Source organism: Paenibacillus sp. LK1, from assembly GCF_002750415.1.
Taxonomy (GTDB): domain Bacteria; phylum Bacillota; class Bacilli; order Paenibacillales; family Paenibacillaceae; genus Paenibacillus; species Paenibacillus taichungensis.
The window spans coordinates 302,054-322,556 of sequence record NZ_PEII01000009.1; the positions used below are offsets into that span (position 1 = coordinate 302,054).

18 protein-coding genes and 1 other annotated feature are annotated in these 20,503 nt (G+C 48.2%); all 18 genes read left to right on the forward strand.

From position 1 onward, the window contains the following. Positions 1-65 precede the first annotated feature (65 nt). The 18 genes from hemB (at position 66) to CS562_RS21160 (ending at position 20,452) form a co-directional block, all read left to right on the forward strand. Positions 66-1,067: a porphobilinogen synthase gene (gene hemB, locus CS562_RS21075; protein WP_079696601.1), complete on the forward strand. Its 1,002-nt coding sequence runs from the start codon at positions 66-68 to the stop codon at positions 1,065-1,067. A 112-nt stretch (positions 1,068-1,179) separates the two neighbouring features. Beyond that, positions 1,180-2,484, forward strand: a complete 1,305-nt coding sequence (gene hemL, locus CS562_RS21080; protein ID WP_099858123.1) for a glutamate-1-semialdehyde 2,1-aminomutase — start codon at positions 1,180-1,182, stop codon at positions 2,482-2,484. Then, on the forward strand, positions 2,481-3,389 hold the full coding sequence (locus CS562_RS21085; RefSeq protein WP_076290784.1) for an RluA family pseudouridine synthase: 909 nt from the start codon (positions 2,481-2,483) through the stop codon (positions 3,387-3,389). Before hemL ends, CS562_RS21085 begins: the two co-directional genes overlap by 4 nt. A gap of 136 nt (positions 3,390-3,525) precedes the next feature. Then, positions 3,526-5,001: a LysM peptidoglycan-binding domain-containing protein gene (locus CS562_RS21090; protein WP_099858124.1), complete on the forward strand. Its 1,476-nt coding sequence runs from the start codon at positions 3,526-3,528 to the stop codon at positions 4,999-5,001. 158 nt (positions 5,002-5,159) lie between these two features. Further along, positions 5,160-5,439, forward strand: a binding site (T-box leader). A 58-nt stretch (positions 5,440-5,497) separates the two neighbouring features. After that, positions 5,498-8,164, forward strand: a complete 2,667-nt coding sequence (locus CS562_RS21095; RefSeq protein ID WP_076290782.1) for a valine--tRNA ligase — start codon at positions 5,498-5,500, stop codon at positions 8,162-8,164. Between the two features lie 77 nt (positions 8,165-8,241). Further along, positions 8,242-9,618 carry a bifunctional folylpolyglutamate synthase/dihydrofolate synthase gene (locus tag CS562_RS21100; RefSeq protein WP_076290781.1) on the forward strand — a complete coding sequence of 459 codons (1,377 nt, stop codon included), beginning with the start codon at positions 8,242-8,244 and terminating at the stop codon, positions 9,616-9,618. Between the two features lie 56 nt (positions 9,619-9,674). After that, on the forward strand, positions 9,675-10,994 hold the full coding sequence (murC, locus tag CS562_RS21105) for a UDP-N-acetylmuramate--L-alanine ligase (RefSeq protein WP_256716891.1): 1,320 nt from the start codon (positions 9,675-9,677) through the stop codon (positions 10,992-10,994). A gap of 119 nt (positions 10,995-11,113) precedes the next feature. After that, positions 11,114-12,313 (forward strand): SPOR domain-containing protein, encoded by a 1,200-nt coding sequence (locus CS562_RS21110; protein WP_180287195.1) that lies wholly within the window; start codon positions 11,114-11,116, stop codon positions 12,311-12,313. A 145-nt stretch (positions 12,314-12,458) separates the two neighbouring features. After that, entirely contained in the window at positions 12,459-12,701 is a 243-nt protein-coding gene (locus CS562_RS21115; protein WP_024633972.1) for a DUF4321 domain-containing protein, read from the forward strand. Between the two features lie 93 nt (positions 12,702-12,794). Then, entirely contained in the window at positions 12,795-13,406 is a 612-nt protein-coding gene (locus CS562_RS21120) for a Maf family protein (RefSeq protein WP_099858126.1), read from the forward strand. A 35-nt stretch (positions 13,407-13,441) separates the two neighbouring features. Next, positions 13,442-14,131, forward strand: coding sequence for a RadC family protein (gene radC, locus CS562_RS21125; RefSeq protein ID WP_024633970.1), 690 nt, complete (start codon positions 13,442-13,444; stop codon positions 14,129-14,131). 194 nt (positions 14,132-14,325) lie between these two features. Continuing rightward, a complete protein-coding gene (locus tag CS562_RS21130) occupies positions 14,326-15,360 on the forward strand; it encodes a rod shape-determining protein (RefSeq protein ID WP_076290777.1) in 1,035 nt (344 codons plus the stop codon). Positions 15,361-15,548: 188 nt separating this feature from the next. Then, the gene (gene mreC, locus CS562_RS21135) at positions 15,549-16,421 is read left to right on the forward strand and encodes a rod shape-determining protein MreC (protein ID WP_076290776.1); all 873 of its coding nucleotides are present in this window, start codon (positions 15,549-15,551) and stop codon (positions 16,419-16,421) included. Beyond that, positions 16,421-16,954, forward strand: a complete 534-nt coding sequence (locus CS562_RS21140) for a rod shape-determining protein MreD (RefSeq protein WP_076290775.1) — start codon at positions 16,421-16,423, stop codon at positions 16,952-16,954. The genes mreC and CS562_RS21140 overlap by 1 nt, the downstream gene beginning before the upstream one ends. Positions 16,955-17,027: 73 nt before the next feature. Then, positions 17,028-17,690: a septum site-determining protein MinC gene (gene minC, locus CS562_RS21145; RefSeq protein ID WP_099858127.1), complete on the forward strand. Its 663-nt coding sequence runs from the start codon at positions 17,028-17,030 to the stop codon at positions 17,688-17,690. Positions 17,691-17,693: 3 nt separating this feature from the next. Beyond that, complete coding sequence (gene minD, locus CS562_RS21150; RefSeq protein ID WP_053783092.1) at positions 17,694-18,488, forward strand: septum site-determining protein MinD; 795 nt, start codon at positions 17,694-17,696, stop codon at positions 18,486-18,488. 226 nt (positions 18,489-18,714) lie between these two features. After that, a complete protein-coding gene (locus CS562_RS21155; RefSeq protein ID WP_076290773.1) occupies positions 18,715-19,599 on the forward strand; it encodes a M23 family metallopeptidase in 885 nt (294 codons plus the stop codon). After that, positions 19,592-20,452 carry a M50 family metallopeptidase gene (locus tag CS562_RS21160; RefSeq protein WP_076290772.1) on the forward strand — a complete coding sequence of 287 codons (861 nt, stop codon included), beginning with the start codon at positions 19,592-19,594 and terminating at the stop codon, positions 20,450-20,452. Before CS562_RS21155 ends, CS562_RS21160 begins: the two co-directional genes overlap by 8 nt. The last annotated feature ends 51 nt before the right edge of the window (positions 20,453-20,503 follow it).

The following is a 20,503-nucleotide window of genomic DNA, read 5'->3' on the forward strand; positions in this document are numbered from 1 at the left end:
TTCGTTACGATACCGGCGCGCTTCGCTTTTTGCTCCACATCACTATTCAGGGAGGTTTCACACGTATGAGTTTTCCAATTGTGCGGCATCGCCGTTTACGTCAATCCACAGGTATTCGCAATATGGTAAGAGAGACCCATTTGACTGTGGATGACTTTATCCAACCTATCTATGTTACTTATGGTGAAAATGTAAAATCCGAAATCAAATCCATGCCGGGCGTATTCCGCTTCTCGCTGGATCGTCTGCAGGAAGAAGTGAAGGAGATTGCCGATCTGGGTATTCCAGCTGTGCTCTTATTCGGTATTCCCGAAACCAAAGACAGTGTTGGTTCGTCTGGATTCGCAGAAGATGGCATTGTACAGGAAGCAACGAAGCTGATTAAGTCCTGGTATCCTGAGCTGCTCGTTGTGGCTGATACCTGTCTGTGCGAATTCACGGATCACGGTCATTGTGGTATGGTGCACACCGTGGAAGTGGACGGTCACATTTGCGGAGATGTTCTCAATGACGAATCACTGGAGCTGCTCGTGAAAACAGCGGTATCCCAGGCCAAAGCTGGAGCGGACATCATTGCACCATCCAACATGATGGATGGATTTGTCCAAGCGATCCGTGCCGGACTGGATGAGAATGGTTTTAGTCATATTCCGATTATGTCCTACTCCGTAAAATATGCGTCGGCATTCTATGGTCCATTCCGCGAAGCTGCGGACTCCACGCCACAATTTGGAGATCGCAAGTCGTATCAGATGGACCCGGCGAACGCTCGTGAAGCATTGCGTGAAGCCGAAACCGATGTGCTTGAAGGAGCGGACATGTTGATGGTGAAACCTTCACTGTCCTATCTGGATGTCATGCGTACGATCAAGGACCAATTCGATCTTCCACTGGTTGCTTACAACGTAAGTGGAGAGTATGCCATGGTGAAGGCAGCGGCGATTCAAGGCTGGATTGATGAGAAAAAAGTGGCCATGGAAATTCTGCTGAGTATGAAACGTGCGGGTGCAGATATGATTATTACGTACTACGGAAAAGACGCTTCACGCTGGTTGGCCGAGAAATAATAGCTTGCTCCCATAACAGCAAGGACGAACAAAGCGGATTAAGGTTTATCAAAATTATATAATAGGCTCCTCCAATAGGTTTGGAGGGGCCTCATCACTAAGGAGGATGTTCATGACTGCACAACAAGGAACTCGTCGCAATGATGAGCGCTCACGCAGCGCATTTGAAGAAGCCAAGCAGTACATACCTGGGGGTGTGAACAGTCCCGTTCGGGCGTTCAAATCGGTCGGGCTTACCCCAATCTATGCAGAGCGCGGAGAAGGCTCCAAAATTTATGATATTGATGGCAATGTTTTTATTGATTATGTGGGATCCTGGGGTCCGCTTATTATGGGACATGCGCATCCTGACGTTGTAGAAGCTTTGCGTGAGACAGCCCTTAAAGGAACAAGTTTTGGTGCGCCAACACTGCTGGAGACAGAGATGGCTAAACTCGTCTGTGAGCGTGTGCCTTCGATCGATATTGTACGAATGGTGAATTCCGGTACGGAAGCAACCATGAGTGCGATTCGGTTGGCACGTGGTGTAACCGGACGCAGTAAAATTTTGAAGTTTGAAGGATCATACCATGGGCATGCCGATAGCTTGCTGATCAAAGCAGGTTCTGGTGTAGCGACACTGGGTCTGCCTGACAGCCCTGGTGTTCCTGAAGGTGTGGCTATAAATACGATTACGGTCCCATACAATGACCTGGAGTCGGTGAAGCTTGCTTTTGAACGTTATGGTGAAGAACTGGCTGCTGTCATTGTGGAACCTGTTGCAGGTAATATGGGAGTTGTACCACCCGTTTCGGGTTTCCTTGAAGGCCTGCGCAATTTGACGTCGCAATACGGCAGTTTGCTCATTTTTGACGAAGTCATGACTGGTTTCCGTGTAGGGTTGAACTGTGCACAGGGACGATATGGCGTTACACCTGACCTGACTTGTCTGGGTAAAGTGATCGGTGGCGGGCTTCCGGTGGGCGCTTATGGCGGCAGACGTGATCTGATGGAACAGATTGCTCCGACCGGACCAATCTATCAAGCAGGTACACTGAGCGGTAATCCGCTGGCTATGGCAGCAGGTTATACCACACTCAAATTGTTGACACCGGAGGTCTATGATCGTCTGGAGACATTGTCTGCACGCTTGCAGGCTGGGTTTGAAAAGAATGCAGTGGAGACCGGCGTAGCCATAACAATTAACCGTGTTGGTTCGATGGTATGTCCATTTTTCAGTGCAGTTCCAGTTACGAATTATGATATTGCCAAAGAAAGCAATCTGGATCAATTCCGTCGTTACTTTGCGGCCATGATTGATCAGGGTGTAAGTGTTGCTCCTTCCCAATACGAAGGTATGTTTGTCTCTGGCGTGCATACGGAGCAGGATATTGACGATACGATTGAGGCGAACCGTAAGGCTCTTCAATCACTATGACCATTAAAAGTTGGAAACGCCGTGGGGAATGGCTTGAGCTGATGCCAGGCAAAGCGGTGACAGGCAGTTCAGACAGGCAAACGGCTGCAGAACAATGGCTCTTGTCTGAGCTTCAGTTACCAGAAAAAATGTTGCGTCAGCTAAAGACCAACCAGGGCATACAACTCGCAGGGGACCGGCTTCGGCTGGCCCTTTTTGCGTCTCAGCCGATCGATGTTGAACCGCGTTGGGCGGATATCGATGTTCTGTATGAAGATGACTTCTGTCTGGTTGTGCACAAACCGGCCGGAATGAAGCTTCATCCCGATGGAAGCCGAACGGATCAAGCTATTACGCTGGATCACGCGGTGGCCTCCTATTACGAAATGAATGGGGTTCAGGCGAATGTACGCCATGTTCACCGTCTGGATGAGGACACAACTGGGCCTGTTTTATATGCCAAAAATGCTTTTGCTCTCACCAAACTGGATGAAGCCATGCGGCGTAAAGACATTGGACGGCATTATGTCGCCATTGCAGGCGGTAAGATATCCACGGAGCTGAATAGGATTGATGCTCCGATTGGGAAGGACAGGCATCACAAGCAGCGCAGACGTGTCTCTGAAGGTGGGCAGGACGCTGTAACTCACGTAGAGATCGTAGAGGTATGGGATAGGGCGACCCTTATCAGGCTGACACTGGATACAGGGCGCACACACCAGATTCGGGTGCATTTAAGTTATGTGGGACATCCCCTCGTTGGAGATGAGTTATACGGAGGCAGAAGGGATTCTATTGGTCGGCAGGCGCTCCACGGTGAGACACTGATTTTTAGTCATCCACTGACAGGGGCACGAATTGAAGTGGCAGACCCTTGGCCACAGGATTTCGAACAACTGGCACAACGTAAAGGCAAGGACCAATAAACTGGGAAGGTTTGCATAAAAGGTGGCATGCTCATCTCATTCAAGGCATATAGATGGGGTAACGAAGGATTTGGACCATGGATCAGTCCCATGAGAAGGATCATGGTGAACATATGCCGAAAGGAGGACGCCACCTTTGTTGAATCAACCTTATGGTTTGCGGTTCGATATTTATGAGCGCGTTCATTTGTCAGAGGGAGTCCCTGCAATTGAGGAACTGGAGGAAATTGAGTTATATCCCCGCATTCAGGTGATAGGTCAGGATGATCATGCAACATTGCGAGGCCATCTTTTGCTAACAGGTGCGTATCGGGGAGAGAACGAGATCTCGGAGGAACTCAAACATTTTATTCCGGTGGAGATCACGGTACCCCTGAACCGGGTAAGATCGCTTGAGGATATTTCCATTGAGATCGAAAATTTTGATGTCGATTTGTTATCCAACCGAAGTCTAAACATTACAGGGGTATTGTCACTTCGCGGTATTGAGGGCTTTCCCGTGGAGGAACCGCAGGTCTGGTCAGCAGATGAGTTTACCGTTGTACATTCGCCCGACCCTCAGCAGGGCGACCGTTCCGCTGAAACAGAGCAGACAGGCAGCTATCCCAATGCTTTTGCTCAGGAGTATCTGCTTCAACGGAGCGAAGAGGAGCTGCAGCAGGAACATCTATTTCAAGCTTCTTCCGAACAGTTTCAGTCCTGGCAGCAAGGGGATGGGAACGCGGAGCAAAGCAAAATAGTAGCTGAAAACGAAGAGTCCTCGTCCTTGAGGGACAAGGTGGATGAAGCGCAAGCGAATGTGTTGTCCGATACGCCTTCTCCAGTTTCGTCTTTTTTGGCGGAGACAGCCGACAGGTTGGCTTCTTACCCTGAATCTGAGCCTTTGCTTCCTCTGGCTGAAGAGCAGTCTGTTTGGTCCGAGCCTTCCGTCGAGACCTTACATACGAACTTAAGGAATTCGGAGCAGGCCGATTCCAAACTGGAACTGCAGCATTCGGATGAACTGGCAGCACCGGACGTATGGCATTTTGAATCTGCTCGATCTGAACCAAAGCAGGAGGAGCACGCAGTTGCAGATGTTCCGGCAAGTTCGCAGTCAGAGAACTGGCAGGATGTCTTTGCAGCGTCTGAATCGGAAATTTCGGAGGAAGACAGACCTCCTCTTGAAGCGGTAGAGACGAATGAGCCCGCTGAAAAAGAATCGTTTATCCCTGAACCTGTGGCTGAGACGGAAGACAAGCCGGAGCTTAAGGTTGCTTTTGGCAGCAAGAGAGAATCTGCACCCAAACAGGAAGAGGGCGTAGGCATCTCCTCCTTGTTATCCTCTGGCAGAGTAACACGGGAGGCGGAGGCAGAACGAGAGCAAGAGGCACTTGCTGGAGTCCTGCAGGAAGAAGCATATCAGCCTGAAGATGTCGAGTGGAAGAACCTGTTTCTCGGCACCATTGTCGACCAGACCCCGTTCCGTAAAGTAAAGTTATGCATTGTACAGCGTGAAGAGACGCTCGATACCATTGCAGACCGATATCAGTTAAGTACCCGAGAGCTCCAGTTGTATAATCGTCTTTCCGAACAGGTTGTGGAGGAAGGACAGATTCTATATATCCCTTAACCTGTAGGCAGGTTTAATGACCATTTCGACCCGTGATCCCTTGAGGATGGCGGGTTTTTGCTTTGTCTGCCCTCAACCTGCATTGCAGCGCGCTTTTTCCGCTGTTGTCAGGTTGACTATCGGGCACGGGCAGGGTATGATGTGTTTAGGTTTTTTGAAGAACAACGTGGATCGGGAGTAGTAGACAGTATGACCTTTCAGAGAGCGGAATTGTAGCGCTGGGAAATTCCGTAGGAACCAACTGATCGAAGTCGCCCGGGAGTTGCCTGTTTGAATACAAGGGATGAGTAACTTTAGTATCATTCATTCCTAAGGTAGGATGGGCCGGTCGCAGCCGTTATCTGCTTGAAGTGTCACGTAAGTATAGAAGGGGTAGTCTATCTTTTTATCTGCGTGAAACAAAGGTGGTACCGCGAAAGCTAACCTTTCGTCCTTTGATGGATGAAAGGTTTTTTTGTTTTTTGGCGATGATGAATAAGTAACGGAGGAATGACACATGTCTGAACAAAAAAATTCAGCTGCAACAGAAATGCCAACCACATATGATCCGAAAGCTGCGGAACAAAAATGGTATTCCACTTGGATGGAAAATGGATATTTTAAGGCGGGTCAGCGTAAAGATGCTGAACCTTATACGATTGTAATTCCACCCCCGAACGTAACCGGAATGCTCCATATCGGGCATGCGCTCGATTTTACACTGCAGGATATTCTGATTCGTACCAAGCGGATGCAGGGCTATGATGCACTGTGGCTGCCGGGTTCTGACCATGCAGGTATTGCTACACAAACTAAAGTAGAGCAGAAATTGCGTGAAGAAGGTCAGACTCGTTATGATCTGGGACGCGAAAAGTTCTTGGAGAAGGTATGGGACTGGAAGGATCAATACGCAACAACTATTCGTCAGCAATGGGGCAAAATGGGCTTGTCGCTCGATTACTCGCGTGAACGTTTTACACTGGACGAAGGTCTATCCCAGGCTGTACGTAAAGTGTTTGTTCAACTGTATGAAAAAGGCCTCATTTATCGAGGCAAACGAATTATTAACTGGGACCCGGTGAACCGGACTGCACTGTCCGACATTGAGGTTGAATATAAAGAAGTTCAGGGTCACTTGTACCATCTGCGTTATCCGCTCAAAGACGGAAGTGGGTATGTTACAGTAGCGACAACTCGCCCGGAAACGATGCTGGGAGATACGGCAGTTGCTGTTCATCCGAAGGATGAGCGTTACGCAGATATGATTGGCAAGGTGCTTGTTCTGCCTATTATCGGACGCGAAATTCCGGTTATTGCAGATGAGTATGTTGATAAAGATTTCGGAAGCGGCGCCGTGAAAATTACGCCTGCTCATGATCCGAATGACTTCGAAGTGGGCCTTCGTCATGATCTGCCACAGATTACGGTGATGGATGAGACGGGTACGATGAATGCCGAAGCAGGCAAATATCAGGGACTGGATCGCAGCGACTGCCGTAAGCAGATTGTTGCCGACCTGCAAGAACAGGGCGTATTGATCAACATCGAGGATCATACGCATCAGGTTGGACACAGCGAACGTACAGGAGCTGTCGTTGAGCCGTATTTGTCGACACAGTGGTTTGTTGAGATGAAGCCACTCGCGGAAAAAGCGATTGAGAAGCAACAAAGCGGTGAAGGGGTTCATTTTGTTCCGGATCGTTTTGAGAAAACGTATCTGAACTGGATCGAGAATGTTCGTGACTGGTGTATCTCTCGTCAATTGTGGTGGGGTCATCGTATTCCTGCCTGGTACGACGAGGAGACTGGAGAAGTTATTGTATCTGCTGAAGATCCGACAACATTGCCAGAATACGCTGGACGCAAGCTGAGACAGGATGAAGACGTTCTGGATACATGGTTCAGCTCCGCATTATGGCCATTCTCTACATTAGGCTGGCCGGAAGATACGGAAGATCTGAAACGTTACTACCCGACAAGTGTACTCGTAACAGGGTATGACATTATTTATTTCTGGGTGGCGCGTATGATCTTTACCGCTCTGGAGTTCACGGAAGAGGTTCCGTTCAAGGATGTGCTGATGCACGGTCTTGTTCGTGATGCAGACGGACGGAAGATGTCCAAATCGCTAGGCAATGGTGTTGATCCGCTGGATGTGATTGAGAAATATGGTGCGGATGCAATGCGTTACATGATCTCTACAAGCAGCACTCCGGGTCAGGATCTCCGTTTCCGCTGGGAGCGGGTTGAACAGGCTCGTAACTTTGCCAATAAAATCTGGAATGCATCGCGCTTCGCTTTGATGAATCTGGAAGGGTTCACCTATGAAGATCGTGATATTAGTGGAGACCTCGGAACAGCGGATTACTGGATTTTGCACCGCCTGAACGAAACTTCTCGTGATATTACGCGTCTAATCGAAGCATATGAATTTGGAGAAACAGGCCGTTTGCTGTATAACTTTATTTGGGATGACCTGTGTGACTGGTATATTGAATTTGCGAAGTTGTCCTTCTATGGGGAAGATCCGGTTGCCAAGAAGAAAACACAATCGGTGCTTGCTTATGTGCTGGATCAGACTATGCGCCTGATTCATCCTTTCATGCCGTACATTTCGGAAGAGATCTGGCAGCATCTACCGCATGAAGGCGAGACGATTACGTTGGCTTCCTGGCCGGTGTATGACCCTGCGTTGGAGAACCCAGAAGCGGTTGCCGAGATGAACCTGCTTATGGATACCATTCGTGCAGTGCGAAACATCCGTGCAGAAGTAAACGTACCAATGAGCAAGAAAATTGAATTAATGGTGAAAGCGAACAACGCAGAGACATCCAGCATCATTGAACGCAACAGCCATTACATCAAACGTTTCTGTAATACGTCCGAGTTCGACAGCGGCCTGGATCTGAGCTCACCGGATAAAGCAATGACTGCTATCATTACTGGGGCTGAGCTGTACTTGCCGCTGGCGGGTCTTATTGATATTGATCAGGAAGTGGCTCGTCTGGAGAAAGAGTTGCAGAACCTTGAGGGCGAAGTACTCCGTGTGGAGAAAAAGTTGGCGAACGAAGGCTTTGTTGCCAAGGCTCCTGCCAAAGTTATTGAAGAAGAGCGCGCCAAGCAAGCGGACTATTCCGATAAACGGGATAAGGTGATTGCACGAATCAAGGAACTGAAAGGTTAATATATTCGGGTCGGATGGAGTGCTTCTGCGCCATCCGGCCGCTTTTTTCAACCAAACTCAAACTAAAGGTGAATCATATGACGGAACTTAACGGGACAGAAATAGCATCTCCTTTACTTACCTATGACGAGGCTGTGAACTGGATCAATGGCCTTATTCCTTTTGGCATCCGACCTGGATTGGAACGAATCGAGGGATTGATGTCATTGCTGGGCAATCCTCACCAGCGTCTCAAATTTATTCATGTCGCGGGAACGAACGGCAAAGGTTCGACTTGCGCTTTTTTGACGTCAGTGCTTCTTCAGGCGGGATATGATGTTGGAACGTTTACATCCCCTTATATCACCAAATTCACAAACCGTTTTCAGTACAACGGTGAGGATATCCCGGAAGAAACGTTGCTCAAACTTTCAAACCGGCTTTATCCATTGGTTCAAGAGATGGCTTCAACTCCCCTTGGATCACCTACGATGTTTGAGGTTTCTACAGCAATCGCCCTTCTGTATTATGCGGAAGAGTGCTACCCGGACATTGTGGTATGGGAGACAGGGCTCGGGGGAAGGATGGACGTAACGAATATTGTTACACCCGTGGTATCGGTCATTACTAATATCGGTATGGACCATACGGATGTACTGGGAGATACGATTGAGGCGATTGCTGGAGAGAAGGCAGGTATTATTAAGGCGGGGGTACCCGTTGTTACCTGTGCCACGCAGCCAGAGGCTGTGAAGGTGATCCAGGAGACGGCAGAGCGGCTGCGTTCAACCGTGTATCTGGCGGGAGATCGTTTCTCCTATCATAGACTGGACAGTGATGAGAACGGACAATCTTTTCATTTTACAGGACCGTTCCGTGATCTGGACGCCCGTATTCGCATGCAGGGTGTACATCAATGCGACAATGCAGCGGGCGCACTTATGGTACTGGAGTTGCTTCGCCAATACATGGCATTTATGCTGGATGATGAAGATATTGCGCTTGGACTGGAACATGCCTTCTGGGCAGGACGGTTCGAGAAAGTGGTTGATCAGCCCCGCATTATTCTGGATGGTGCACATAATCCGGAGGGGGCCGAATCGCTGGCCAAGAGCATTATCGACGTATATCCTCACAACAAGTTAATTTTGATGATGGGCATGCTGGCGAATAAGCATCACGAAGCGTATTTGCAGCATATACTGCCACTAGTGGATACGCTGATCCTGACCGAGCCAGATTTCCGACGCAAAATGGATGCAGCCAAATTGCTGCAGCTCGTCGAACGGGTACGTCCCGCCATTGCGAAACCGGAGCTGGAAATCATCGTCGAGCCCGAATGGGCAAAGGCACTTGATCTATTGAAGTCACGGACGGAAGCGGAAGATCTGGGGGTGGTGTCCGGCACATTGTACCTGATTGCAGATGTGCGGGCAGCCCTTTTGCATCAAACCGATTCTGAAAAAGGTTGGTGAAAGTTTTGTTAAATACATCGGAACACGTTCATTTTATAGGGATTGGCGGATATGGCATGAGTGCCATCGCGAGAGTTATGCTTGAGATGGGATACACCGTTACCGGATCGGATGTCGCTTCACAGGAGTTGACCGAGAAGTTGGCAGCCAAGGGAGCGAAAATATATATCGGACATACGGCAGAGCACGTAAATGGGGCAGACCTGGTTGTCTACTCTACGGCAGCTCCAGCTGATAATGTGGAACGGGTGGCAGCTGAAAAGCTGAACATCCCGATTCTGCATCGCGCCCAGATGCTCGCACGTTTGCTGAACGAGCGCAAAGGTGTGGCTGTAGCCGGTGCTCATGGCAAAACAACCACGTCATCCATGATTGCACTTGTTATGGATAAATGTGATACAGACCCGACATACATCATTGGCGGGGAAATCATGAACGTGGGGACCAACGCGAAGGCAGGCCAAGGCGACTGGGTCGTTGCCGAGGCAGACGAGAGCGACGGTTCATTTTTGCAGTATCACCCTTGGCTCGGTATTGTAACGAATATTGAAGCAGATCATCTTGAGAACTACAACAGTGATTTTGAGGAACTCAAAAAGGCTTATGTGCAGTTCCTGAGTCAGATTCGTCCAGAAGGCACGGCCATTGTGTGTGCTGACGACGAGAATGTTCAAGCCATTTTGCCTGAGCTGAAATCACGGGTAACCACATACGGCATTGATTATGCTGCTGATTATACAGCAACAGATATCGTGCTTGGTGACCGCCGAATTTCCTTCACGATGAGCCATCAGGGCAATGTGCTGGGTACGGTGGAGTTGTCAGTCCCAGGTAAACATAACGTTTATAATGCCATGGCTACGGTTATTACCTGTCTCGAAGCAGGTATTCCATTTGAGAAAATTACAGCCGCCATTATCCAGTTCCATGGAGCGAAACGCAGATTCCAGGTGCTGGGTGAAGCACGTGATATGTTGATTATTGATGACTATGCTCATCACCCGACTGAAATTGAGGCTACAATCAGTGCGGCCAAAGCAACGGGAAAACGTATTATTGCGGTATTCCAGCCTCAGCGTTACACACGTACGTTCTTCCTGCTTGATGCGTTCAGTCGTGCCTTTGCAGAAGCGGATGAGGTTCTCATTACCGATATCTATTCCCCTGCGGGTGAAAAACAGATTGAAGGTGTTCACTCGGCTAGACTGGTTGAACTCATTGTTCAAAACAGCAATGCTTCTGCACGTTATCTGCCGACAAAGGAAGAAGTTGTTGCAGATTTGCAGAACCGTCTTCAGCCAGGCGATCTTGTGCTCACGATGGGTGCAGGTGATATCTGGAAAGTTGGCGATACACTTGCCAAAGGGTTGAATTAATTACAATTGTAAAACCGTCTGACTTCATTGCGAAGCAGGCGGTTTTTTGCATGAAATGGAATGTTTCAGATTCTCTCCGCATATAGCTGTTATAAATGGGACAAAGGAGAGGGTACGGGGTGAGCAATGCTAGAATGACGTTTCGCTTTGGGGATAACGAGTCGGACAAGCCTGAAAACAAGGGGATATCCACATCCAGCACATTTGCAGCTTTGAGTGAAGAAATTCCGCACAGTCCAACGCCAACATCGACGCAGTTGAATACAGCGCCTTCATGGACACCAGAGGATATTCCCGGTGACTGGGGAGAGACGATGCTGACAGGCTCCACTGTACCTGAACCTTACCAAAGAACGGACAAAGATTCGAAACTCGATGAGCCTGGATACAGTTATAATCATCTAACTGCGTATCCCGAAGATGAGGACGAGAACAGGTCGGACGAGAATTATGGAGGCCATGATTGGCTTGCAAATAGTGAAAACTACTCTTATAAGCGAAATCGTCCCCCGAGGGGCTGGAAAATGATTGGTTCAGTAACGGGTGCACTTGTAACCGGGGCCCTCTTCGGCATGGTTATTCTTTCTTTTTTTAATCGGGAAGGGGCCGTAGATCCTGGGAGCAAGATCCCCGCCAATCAGGCGGTATCGGCTGTAACAGGTCAGCAGGGAGTGGCAGGTTCGGAACAGCAGATTCAGGCAACAACTACAGGCGGCAGCTACTATGCACTGCAATATGGTGTATTCAGTTCTCCTGAACGCGCAGAACAGGCGAAGGTGGAGCTGTCCCAGGCAGGCATAGCGGCAGGCTCCGATCCGGAGGATGGTAATCGGGTATATGCAGGCATTTCGGCTGACCGTGAGGAGGCCAAGCTGCTCAGCTCAAGGCTTAAGGCCGAAGGTGTGGAGCTGTACGTCAAGGAAATCGTCAATCCTGAAGTGAACCCGGCAGTATTCGGCGGAAAAGCAGAGGATGTACAGCATTTCTTCGCAAGCGGGGCGGCTTTGGTTGAACAACTGTCTACCCTTTCGATCCAGCAACTTGGTCAGTCCGTTCCTGAAGCCGTTTCAACCGAAACGATGACCTCATTACAAAATCAGCATCAGCTCTGGCTGACCGGTTTGAATAGTATTGCACCAGGTCTGAGTGCAGACGTACAACCCTATGTATCCGCGATGGGAAAATCGATGGCGAGTGCGGTAACGGCAATTGCCGAATACAACAAAAATCCGGCTAATGTGCATATGTGGTCTGTACAGTCCGATCTGATGGAATATGTATTACAGCAAAAAAAATGGCTTGAAGCGATAAAACAGTAATTACCACTTTCCCATAACACGGCCTTGAAATACCTATCCGGCAAGGAACTGGAAATAGTTCCCCTTGCCGGATTTGTGTTTGTATTGACGTACAAAACCCCGTATAATAATGTGGGTGTCAAAAAATGGCGAGGGAAGATCACCGATGAAAAAAAACTTCGGCATGTTATTGCTGTTTCTACTGCTCGGCTGGCTGGCCGGTGCGTGGATCGCCAAGGCACTGCAGCCTGTAAAGGCCGTTGCCTTTCTAACGAAAGCCACGACCATTCGTTGGTCGCCGCAGGCTGATCTGGATATTATCAGTTATGATATTTCACTTCAATTTCAAATGAGCCTCCTGAGTCTGATCGGTATTATTGCTGCTGTATGGCTGTATCGCAGGTTATAGGAGAATGACGAATTTTGACGAAGAAACTAAAAAAAATGATATCTACTAGCGTGATCCGACAGGATGTCGCCGTAGCATAAGGGGCCGGTTATTTTGGATAAAACACAACAGCGTCGCATTATTCTGGCTTCCACCTCGCCGCGGCGTAAAGAACTGTTCGCATCACTCCATCTAGCTTTTGAAGTAATACCAAGTCACGCTGATGAAGATACACCCCCGGAATGGACTCCCGAACAGACGGTACAGGAGCTTGCGATGCGTAAGGCGCTTGCCGTTTATCGCGGGCTGGAAGGCCGTGAACAGGATGCTGTTATTGTTGGTAGTGACACTGTTGTCGTTCTGGACGGTGATATTCTTGGTAAACCCGTAGACGAAGCGGACGCTGAACGAATGTTATCTCGTCTACAGGGGCGTGTACACCGTGTTTTCACGGGAGTAGCTTGTATCGATGCAAGTAATGGACAATCCATGGTTCAGTACCGGCAGACCGATGTAACGATGAAGGAACTGTCTGAAGCTACGATTCGTGCGTATGTTCAGACTGGAGAGCCTTCGGACAAGGCAGGATCATATGCCATTCAGGGCATTGGTGCTTCGTTGGTAGAACGTGTTGAAGGATGTTATTTCAATGTGGTAGGCCTACCATTGTCCTTGCTTAGCGATATGCTGGATGGATTCGGCGTACATGTACTGCCACGTACATGAAATTCCGCAATTGACGATCTGAAAAGAGGGAACATATGGAGTCGCCTCAATATATGATGCGCGACATCCCCCAGGAAGAACGCCCGAGAGAACGCATGATGGAATACGGGGCGGGCGCCTTAAGCCATGCTGAATTGCTGGCGATCTTACTTCGAACTGGTACAAGACAGGAATCCGCAGTGCATATGGCACAGCGGATTCTGACCGAAGCGGGTGGAATTCGCTCGTTGATGGATTTGAGCCTGGAAGAATTGACTGCGATGAAGGGAATCGGCATGGCCAAGGCTGTACAGCTGAAAGCCAGCATTGAGCTTGGTCATCGAATTGCGAAGAGCAGACTTACACAGTCAACTTCAATTCGTACCCCTCGTGATGCGGCCGACATCCTTACTGAACAACTGCGTTACTTGCAGAAAGAACACTTTGTGTGTCTTTTCCTAAATAGCAAAAACCACATTATTGCCCAGGAAACACTCTCCATGGGTAGCCTTAACGCTTCGATTGTTCATCCGCGTGAAGTGTTCCGGGCTGCCATCAAATGCAGCAGCGCCTCTATTGTGTGCGCACACAACCATCCCAGTGGTGATCCTACGCCTAGTCCAGAGGACATCCAAATAACCAAAAGACTGATCGAGGCCGGTGCAATTGTTGGCATAGACGTGCTGGATCACATTATTATCGGAGATGGAACGTACGTAAGTTTGAAGGAGAAGGGCTTAGTATAATATAATGGTTGGCGTTGATGTTTTCCTATGAATGTTGACGGCGTTGTCCGTAGAAGATAGGTTCACTTTACTAATGCAAAACAATGCAACACAAAACAAATGCGAATATTAGCTCCACCACTATGGTGGGAATGAAAATGAAACGCTCTTGATTCACTGGGGCGGCTATATGAGGCAGAAAAGGAGATTACGTCATGTTTGGTGGTTTTACGAAAGATTTGGGTATTGATTTGGGGACAGCGAATACGCTGGTTTATGTACGTGGAAAAGGAATTGTGGTGCGCGAACCTTCGGTTGTCGCTATACGGACAGATACAAAAAGCATTGAGGCAGTAGGTGAATCTGCAAAAAAAATGATTGGACGTACTCCAGGTAACATTCGTGCCATTCGTCCAATGAAAGACGGCGTTATTGCCGATTTCGATACAACGGCAACGATGATCAAATATTTCATCCGTGAGGCGCAGAAACAACGCTCCATGTTCCAACGTCATCCTAATGTGATGGTATGTGTACCATCGGGGATTACTGCAGTAGAACAACGCGCGGTTGAAGATGCAACCAAACAGGCTGGAGCACGTGAAGCCTATACGATTGAAGAGCCTTTTGCAGCTGCCATTGGTGCAGATCTGCCTGTATGGGAACCAACGGGTAGTATGGTTGTCGATATTGGTGGTGGTACAACGGAAGTGGCTGTCATCTCTCTTGGCGGTATTGTTACAAGCCGTTCGGTTCGTGTAGCGGGTGACGAGATGGATGAATCCGTGATTCAATACATTAAACGCCAGTATAATCTGATGATCGGTGAACGTACATCGGAGCAGTTGAAAATGGATATCGGATCAGCTATGCCGCTTGAGCAAGTGGAAACAATGGAAATTCGTGGACGCGACCTCGTTACAGGCTTGCCGAAGACGATTACGATTACTTCGGATGAAATCAGCGAAGCTCTGGCGGATACGGTGAATGCCATTGTTGAAGCTGTAAAAGTAACCTTGGAGAAATGTCCTCCTGAGCTGGCAGCAGATATTATGGACCGTGGTATTGTTCTCACAGGTGGCGGCGCATTGCTTCGCAATCTGGACAAACTGCTTGCTGGTGAGACAGGAATGCCTGTTATCGTAGCAGAGAACCCGCTCGATTGCGTTGCAATTGGAACAGGTAAAGCGCTTGAGAATATTCATTTGTTCAAGAGCAGAAGCAGTTCGGCAGTTCGTTCCAAACGTTAATTGATATAGGCTTTGCTTGGTTCGCTTCACGACCAAGGGGCATGATATCAACGAAGAGGACCCGGTTAACCCCGGGAGAGCTATTACCCGCATACCCGGGGAGAATCGGCTGATATTCTCGATGGGACTATAAGTCTGACAGTCTCCCCGCCGGGCAGGGCTCGGAAGAGAATAATGGATGTTAGAGGGTGGTCGAACTGTTTAAACTGCTGGGTAACAAAAGACTTTTTGTTTTGCTGGTGGGCCTTGTTACATTTATCGCGTTAATGGGCTTTACGCTCGGTCCGCGAACCGCTCTATCCTGGCCGGAGAAATTCCTGAAGGATTCAGTCGGATTTGTACAATACGTATTTTACAAGCCCGCTTCTTCTGTAGCGGGCTTTTTCAAAGATTTGGCGAACATGCGTACGGTATATCAAGAAAATGAAGAGCTTCGTATTGCGATGGGTCACTATACCCGGGATCGGCTGAAATACAATGATATGGAGCAGGTGAATGAACAGCTCCAGAAAGCGCTCAATTTTACCGAAGAACAAAAGAATCGGTATAACTACGGTTCACGAATTGCTCAGGTCATCAGTGCTAACTCTGACCCGAACAGCAGAACGATTAATATCGACATTGGTGAAAATGCGGGAATCAAGGCTGGAATGGCTGTCACTTCGCAAGAGGGGCTGGTTGGGGTTGTCAGTCATGTCAGTTCATACACGTCAACCGTTAATCTGTTAACATCCATGGATGCTAATGATCCTACTTCCAATGCCATTGCAGCTACAGCGGTTGGTAAAGAAAAAGTGTTTGGTATGATTGAGAGTTATGATCCAAAGACCGGCATGCTCAAAATGACCAAAATTTCGGAAGATTCAGATATCAAAAAGGGTGATGAAATCATCTCCTCCGGGATTATCAACAATTTTCCAAAGTACATGCGTATCGGAGAAGTGCAGAAGGTTGAAGTTGGGGAATATGGCTTGACACGGACTGCGATTATTAAGCCATATGCAAGCTTTCTGGACTGGAAAGAGCTGATTGTGATTATCCCACCTGAGGTAAAAGAATAATGATAACGCGCAAGCAAGTCTTATTCCTGTTACTGTTCATTTTGTTCATTGTTGAAGGAACGATCCTTCCGCTGCTCATTCCTTCGGCCTGGCAAATGCGTATTTCTGCCAACCTGGTCTATATCGTGATTTTGTTTATTGCTGTATATCATCATCGGCACACGGCGTTGGTGCTTGGCATATTATTCGGACTCTTGCACGATGTCGTATTTTACGGCGAAATGATTGGACCATACGGATTCTCGATGGGATTATCGGCATATATGATGGGACTTATTTTTCAAGCGCCGCGCGCACCACTGCCGGTTATGGTTTCCGTCGTCCTTTTGGGAAGTCTGCTGAATGACACCATGTTATTCTTTCTGTACAAGCTCTTCCAACTCAATCATGTGACATTTGACTGGGCACTGCTTGAATACATGATTCCCAACTTGTTCATTCATTTTGTGTTCGCGCTGATCATTTATGTTCCTCTTCGGAAACAACTGGAGCGAATTGGTAAGAGAAAGAGCAAAGCACAAGAAGCTTCTTGATACATTTATGGAGTGAGAAGCAGGAACTTGGGGACCCGGGCACGAAATGTAATGAGATGGGAGGGACAGGCTTATGACGGTAAAATCGAATCACGTAACGATTAAAGGCATCCGAGACGGCCTGGTTTTCCTGTTGGACGATCAATGTGAATTCGAGGAATTGCTCTACGAGCTCCGCTATAAGCTGGAACACAGCCATCAAAATATTTTGACCGGACCGATAGTTCATGTGGATATCAAACTGGGCAACCGGGAAGTGACGGAGGACCAGAAAGAAGCAATTCTTGATATATTGAAACAAAAAGGGAATTTGCTCATTCGTTCCATAGACTCACCGGCCCTTAAACCAGAGGTTAAAGGGCCGCCGCCGATTGTAACTATGTGTGGTATGGTACGTTCGGGTCAGGTGCTTCATCATGAAGGGAATCTACTGTTTCTTGGTGATATCAATCCGGGGGGCACAGTAACGTGTACCGGAGATATATATGTTTTGGGTTCACTCAGAGGCATGGCTCACGCTGGAATTGGTGGGGACGAAGACTCAATCATTGCTGCTTCGGTGTTTGCACCAACGCAGCTGCGGATCGCTGACATCATCAGCCGTCCTCCCGATGAGTGGGAGAGCCGAGAGACCGGTATGGAATTTGCTTATTTACAGGACAATCAGATGCAGATCGACAAGATGAGCAATATCGTTCGGTTGCGCCGAGATTTTAATGTGTTTAAAGGAGTGTAGCTCATGGGAGAGGCGATCGTGATCACTTCGGGTAAAGGCGGCGTTGGTAAAACAACCACCTCGGCAAACATCGGGACAGCGCTGGCGCTGCTCGGTAAAAAGGTTTGTCTGGTAGATACCGATATCGGCCTTCGCAATCTGGATGTCGTGATGGGACTCGAAAACCGGATCATTTATGATCTGTGCGACGTTGCAGACGGCCGCTGCCGACTGAATCAGGCTTTGGTCAAAGATAAACGTTTTGAAGAATTATATATGCTGCCTGCAGCACAAACGAGAGATAAGAACTCTGTGTCACCAGAACAGGTGAAGGACATTATTCTCGAATTGAAAAAAGATTTTGAATACGTCATTATTGATTGTCCAGCCGGAATTGAGCAGGGGTTCAAAAATGCGGTTGCAGGAGCTGACCAGGCGATTGTGGTCACTACACCAGAAAATGCGGCTGTGCGTGATGCGGACCGTGTCATTGGTTTGCTGGAGAGTTCGCACATTCAATCACCAAAATTGGTTGTGAACCGTATCCGCAACAATATGGTCAAATCAGGCGACATGCTCGACATTGACGGTATTTTACAAGTACTTAATATTGATCTGATCGGGATCGTTCCTGATGATGAACTTGTCATTAAGGCAGCCAACTCGGGAGAGCCCACCGTAATGAATCCGGATTCACTTGCGGCCATTGCCTATCGTAATATTGCCCGTCGTATTCTGGGAGATACCGTTCCTCTGATGCAATTGGAGCAAAAAAAGGGTGCTTTCACACGTTTTAAGAAGTTTTTTGGAATGGGTTAACTCGCTCTTTCTCATCACATTCATGTATGATAGCCGTGGCCCTCAAGCCCGGCTTTTTGAATATTATGGAGCATTTTATTAAAGGCGTCTTGTTTAGAACAGGATATGTACTTCACAGGAGGACTCCACGTTGTGGGGTTATTTTTGCTTCCAACCGAAGCTTGTTCATATTATGAACGAGCTCCTCATAGGATGTAGTAAACAAGCCTCGGCGGGAGGACATTCCATGAATACGAAACTCAGAATCAAGCAGAGAAGAGAAGAACGCATTCGGCGGTTAATGGATGGGGCTACGGAAGAAATGATGCAGCAGCGAGAATCGGGCTCGGTATTCGACAAGCGTACATCTTCGCAACGTAATCCCTTCTCGTCTATGGATATACAAGAAAATCTCCGAACGGCAAGATCTTCGTTGGCAGAACCGGAAAGAGATCCGGAATGGCTGTGGAAAAAAGAGAACGGACATTATGGTCCTGGCGGTCATCCGCGTTTTAATCTGATGAAGTCATTCGTGGGACGAACGGTGGTTAGCATTTTATTATTTGGCGGTGTCTGGGGATTGTTTCAGTTGAACACTTCGTGGACGACACCTGCCAAAACCGTAATCGCCGATATGCTGCATCGGGACATGGATTTTGCCTATGCCGCGGCCTGGTACGAACGGCATTTTGGCGGAACACCGTCGTTCCTGCCTGTTCTTGGACATACCACCGATCCTGTGAACAGCTCAGGTATTCGACACCTGCTCGGCAAACCGATCTCGGGAACCGTCGTTCAACCTTTTGCACTGAGCATGAAAGGCATTGAGATTGTTCCCGAAGCTGGCGGTACGGGACTTGTTCAAGTAGTCAGTTCAGATGCGGGACGAGTACTTCAAGTATTGGATGATCCGGAAAATGGGACAACGGTTGTAATTCAGCACTCTGGTCAAGTCACAGCCATATACGGACGTTTGAACGAAAGTGAAGTCCAGGTGAATGATTGGGTGGAAGCGGGTGATGCGGTCGGCAGCCTAAAGAAGACTGGAAATGATCAACCTGCCACATTGTATTTCGCTGTAAAAGAGGGCGAGCAGTACGTGGACCCTGCGGAAGTGGTTGCCCTTGATTAGGTTGTGGGGTGTACGTATCTCGTTTCATCCTTTTTTTGTGATTATCATGATGGCTTCCCTGCTGACCGGGAACTTTATTGAACTCATTACGTTGTTTGCCATCGTTTTTATTCATGAATGTGGACATGCTGCAGCGGCAGCCCTTCTGGGCTGCCGTGTCCTTTCGATACAGATGCTTCCTTTTGGTGGCGTCGCCGTTATTGAAGATGCCGGGAATATTACAGCCCGCCGGGAGATTATTATCGCTTTGGCAGGTCCCTTTCAAAATATGCTCATGGTTGGAGTTGTATTGTTGCTGAAGTACGGAAACCTGGGAGACCCGCTTTTTTTGGATTATATTATACAGGGGAATCTGCTGATTGCCCTATTTAACCTGCTACCGGTGTTGCCGCTGGATGGCGGTAAAATTGTACAGGCACTCGTTAGTCTTGCTGCTCCCTACTATACGACATTGATGTGGACTTACAGAATCAGCATTCTGTGTAGTGCAGGGGTTATCTTGGTTGCCATCGGTCGGTGGTTTACCGGTGATTATGGGCTGCCTTTAAATATTCTGTTGGTCGGAATTTTTCTGTTCTATTCCAATGTGACGGATTACCGAAATATTCCATACCGTTTTATCCGATTTCTAATGAATCGTGAAAGTGCATTCACCCGACATGCAGCTACAGGTAGTTTGGCGCAGCCGATTATCTCATTTCCGGCGAAACCTTTGGAGACTATTTTGCGTCTATTAAAGAGAGAAAGATACCATATGATATATGTGATGAATAGACAGGGAAGAATCATGGCTGTTTTGCCTGAGCAGCGAATCATCGGTTCTTATTTCAAACAAGACACGGATAAGTTGTAGCATCTTGGTGGATATGTCCTGAATTGGGTTAATACATGTACAATGAGTATG